The organism is Mycobacterium sp. (genome assembly GCF_035499775.1).
In the GTDB taxonomy this organism is placed as follows: Bacteria; Actinomycetota; Actinomycetes; order Mycobacteriales; family Mycobacteriaceae; genus Mycobacterium.
Genome location: NZ_DATJYB010000182.1, coordinates 1 through 3,477, shown reverse-complemented (window position 1 = coordinate 3,477; position 3,477 = coordinate 1). Strand labels below are relative to the sequence as shown.

The 3,477-nt window shown below is 67.8% G+C and carries 4 protein-coding genes; all 4 read left to right on the top strand.

Annotation, left to right across the window (positions count from 1 at the left end; all coding sequences use genetic code 11):
* The first annotated feature begins 191 nt into the window (after positions 1 to 191).
* Genes VML93_RS12355 through VML93_RS12340 form a run of 4 tightly spaced genes read left to right on the top strand, consistent with a single transcriptional unit; the run spans position 192 to position 3,332 of the window.
* The gene (locus VML93_RS12355; protein WP_325610931.1) at positions 192 to 1,421 is read left to right on the top strand and encodes a site-specific integrase; all 1,230 of its coding nucleotides are present in this window, start codon (positions 192 to 194) and stop codon (positions 1,419 to 1,421) included.
* Positions 1,418 to 2,347, top strand: a complete 930-nt coding sequence (locus tag VML93_RS12350; protein ID WP_325610929.1) for a tyrosine-type recombinase/integrase — start codon at positions 1,418 to 1,420, stop codon at positions 2,345 to 2,347. The genes VML93_RS12355 and VML93_RS12350 overlap by 4 nt, the downstream gene beginning before the upstream one ends.
* Positions 2,344 to 2,703, top strand: a complete 360-nt coding sequence (locus VML93_RS12345; protein WP_325610928.1) for a hypothetical protein — start codon at positions 2,344 to 2,346, stop codon at positions 2,701 to 2,703. Before VML93_RS12350 ends, VML93_RS12345 begins: the two co-directional genes overlap by 4 nt.
* The gene (locus tag VML93_RS12340; protein ID WP_325610926.1) at positions 2,667 to 3,332 is read left to right on the top strand and encodes a tyrosine-type recombinase/integrase; all 666 of its coding nucleotides are present in this window, start codon (positions 2,667 to 2,669) and stop codon (positions 3,330 to 3,332) included. Before VML93_RS12345 ends, VML93_RS12340 begins: the two co-directional genes overlap by 37 nt.
* Positions 3,333 to 3,477: the final 145 nt, after the last annotated feature.

The following is a 3,477-nucleotide window of genomic DNA, read 5'->3' as shown; positions in this document are numbered from 1 at the left end:
TGGGTTGAAGGGCACGATGAGCGAGGCCTTATGAAGAATCTTCATAAGGCCTCTTATGACGACCAGCCCGTTATGCCGACCCCGCCGCGGGATTGCCTGCGGGCCAGCAGGATCACCACGACAAGGTCGGCATAATCGTCGTCCCTGTCTAGCGTCGTGTTCTCCGATCACCGGTTGGGAAGGAGAATGTGATGACGACAGCACCATGCTGGGCGAGGGTGACTGGCCCGCTTGCACCGTACGCGCAGGGGTTCCGCGCCGAGTTGGAGCGGCAGGGGTACACACCACTGTCGGCCGCGGTGCAGATACGGCTGATGGCGCACCTGGATCGCTGGCTGAGCCGGGAAGGCCTCGACATTGCCGGGTTGACGCCGGCACGGGTGGAAGCGTACTTCGCCGAACGTCGCGCCGGCGGGTATGTCGGGGAGCGCACCGTGCGGGCGCTGCGGCCGCTGGTGGGCTACCTGCAGCGACTGGATGTGCTGCCGGTGTTCTCGGCGCCGGCCCCGGCCACGCCGGTGGACCAGCTGCTGGCCCGTTACCGGCACTACCTCATCGTGGAGCGGGGGCTCAGTGAGAACACGGTCGACCTGAATCTGCGGCTGGCCGGCCCGTTCCTGCGCGAGCGAGCGGATGGGCGCGCTGGCCAGCTCGATCTCGGGGCGCTGACGGCTGCGGAGGTGAACGCGTTCGTGGTCACGGCGAGCCGCCACCGGCCATGTTCGGTGAAGCGAACGGTGTCCGCGTTGCGGTCGCTGCTTGTCTTTTTGCACGTGGCCAGCCTGCTTGACCGGCCGCTGGCTGCGGCCGTCCTATCACCGCCGGGGTGGACACAGACTGGTCTACCCAAGGCGCTCTCGGACGATCAGGTGGCCGCGCTGCTGACGTCCTGCGACCGGGCCACCCCGACCGGGCAGCGCGACTTCGCGATCCTGACCCTGCTGGCCCGGCTCGGGCTGCGTGTCGGCGAAGTCGCGGCGTTGACGCTGGAGGACATCGATTGGCGGCGCGGTGAGCTCACCGTGCACGGCAAGGGCAATCGCCGCGACCGGCTGCCGTTGCCGGCCGACGTGGGTGAGCCGATCGTGGACTACCTGCGCCACGGCCGGCCGGCAGTGGCGCTGGACCGGGCGGTGTTCCTGCGCATGCAGGCGCCGTATCGGGGGCTGACCTCGGTCGGGGTCAGCACCCTGGTCGAGGTGGCTGGGCGGCGGGCCGGGCTGGGCACCATCGGAGCCCATCGCCTGCGCCACTTCGCGGCAACTGCGATGCTGCGCCGCGGCGGCTCGCTGACCGAGATCGGGCAGACCATACGTCATATCTGGCCGGCCACGACCGCGATTTACGCCAAGGTCGACGAACGGGCGCTGCGCACGCTGGCCAAACCCTGGCCGATCGACATCCTTGGCGGTGCGTCATGACCGCCACGCTGAGGCAGGCACTGGCCGACTACCTTGCGCTGCGCCGTGCGCTGGGCTTCCACCTGGTTTCCGTTGGGCGGCTGTTGGAGCAGTTCCTCGACTACCTCGACGACACCGGATTGGCCACGGTCACTACCGAGCACGCACTGGCCTGGGCGGTGCAGCCGGCGCAGGCATCCCGGCACTGGTGGGCGATCCGGCTACGCGCGGTGCGCGGCTTCGCCAGCTATCTGCACGGCCTGGATGCGAGCGTGGAGGTTCCACCGACCGGGATGATTCGCTGCGGGCCGTGCCGCGCTACCCCATACCTGTATTCCGACGCCGAGATCCAAGCGCTGATCCGGGCGGCTGGCGCGCTGCAGCCCCGGCTGCGGGCGCACACCTACCAGACCTTGATCGGACTGCTTGCAGTCAGCGGCATCCGCATCGGGGAAGCGATCGCCCTCGACGACGCCGACTTCGACCGCGGCCGCGAGCTGTTGGTGATTCGCCACGCCAAGTTCAACAAGCAGCGCCTGGTTCCACTACACCCGACCACAGTCGAGGCCCTGGCGCGCTACGTGAGGCTGCGCCGAAAGCTGCTTCCCCGCCCGCCCAGCCCAGCATTGTTCTTGTCCACGCGAGGGACGCGGTTGCTGCACAGCAACATCGGCATCACCTTCAGCCGGTTGCTCGAGCAGGCCAGCATCCGGCGGCGTTCCGCGTCATGCCGGCCAAGAATTCATGACCTCCGGCATTCGGTCGCCGTTGGGTGCGTGCTGGACTGGTACCGCGACGGCACCGACGTGCAGGCGATGCTGCCGCGGCTGTCGACCTACCTGGGCCACGTCGAACCGGCAAACACCTACTGGTACCTCTCGGCTGCGCCGGAGTTGATGGCCGTTGTTGGGCGGCGGCTCGACGCCCACCAGGGAGGGCGGCGATGAGCAGCCTTGCGCCCGCGCTGCAGGCGTTCTTCACCGACCGGCTCGCCGGGCAGCGCCAAGTCAGCGGCCACACCATCGCCGCCTACCGCGACACACTCAAGCTGCTGCTCGTCTTCGCCGCCCGCCAGACCGGCAAGACACCGTCGGAGCTGGACGTCGCCGATCTGGACGCGCCGCTGATCGGCGCGTTCCTGCACCACCTGCAGGTCGAACGCGGCAACAGCGCCCGCACCCGCAATGCCCGGCTGGCGCGATTCACTCGCTGTTTCGCTTCGCGGCATTGCACCATCCTGAGCACGCCGCGAACATCCAGCGGGTATTGGCGATCCCACCAAGCCGCTTCGACCGGGCCCTGATCACCTACCTCACCGATACCGAGATCGACGAGATGCTCGCAGCACCGGACCAAAGCACTTGGACCGGGCGACGTGACCACGCTCTGCTTCGCCTGGCCTGCCAGACCGGGCTGCGCGCCAGCGAACTCACCGCCCTGATGCTCGGCGACGTGCACCCGGGTCCCGGTGCGCACGTCAGTTGTGTCGGAAAGGGGCGCAAGCAGCGGGTCACCCCGCTGTCCGCCGACACCGTGCAGGTCCTGGCTGCCTGGATCGGCGAACGCGGCGGCCAACCCAGCGACCCGCTGTTCCCGACTCGACGCGGTACCGCAATGAGCCGTGACGCGCTGCAACGACTGGTCGCCAAGCACGCCGACACCGCCACACGATCATGCGCGACCCTGCGCGAGAAGAAGGTCACGCCACATGTCATGCGGCATTCGGCCGCAATGGCCCTCCTTCAAGCTGGGGCCGACGCTGCCGTGATCGCGTTGTGGCTTGGGCATACGAACCTCTCAACGGTTCAGGTCTATCTCCACGCCGACATGGCCCTTAAGGAAAAAGCACTAGCCCGAACCGCACCGCGCGATGCTCCACCGGGCCGCTACCAGCCCACCGACGCTGTCCTCGCGTTCCTCGATGGACTGTAGATGCCGACGATTATGCCGACCTTGTCGTGGTGATCCTGCTGGCCCGCAGGCAATCCCGCGGCGGGGTCGGCATAACGGGCTGGTCGTCATAAGAGGCCTTATGAAGATTCTTCATAAGGCCTCGCTCATCGTGCCCTTCAACCCA

Coding starts and splice junctions, on each gene's coding strand:
- VML93_RS12355 (WP_325610931.1), top strand. CDS start 192: ATGACGACAGCACCATGCTGGGCGAGGGTGACTGGCCCGCTTGCACCG.
- VML93_RS12350 (WP_325610929.1), top strand. CDS start 1,418: ATGACCGCCACGCTGAGGCAGGCACTGGCCGACTACCTTGCGCTGCGC.
- VML93_RS12345 (WP_325610928.1), top strand. CDS start 2,344: ATGAGCAGCCTTGCGCCCGCGCTGCAGGCGTTCTTCACCGACCGGCTC.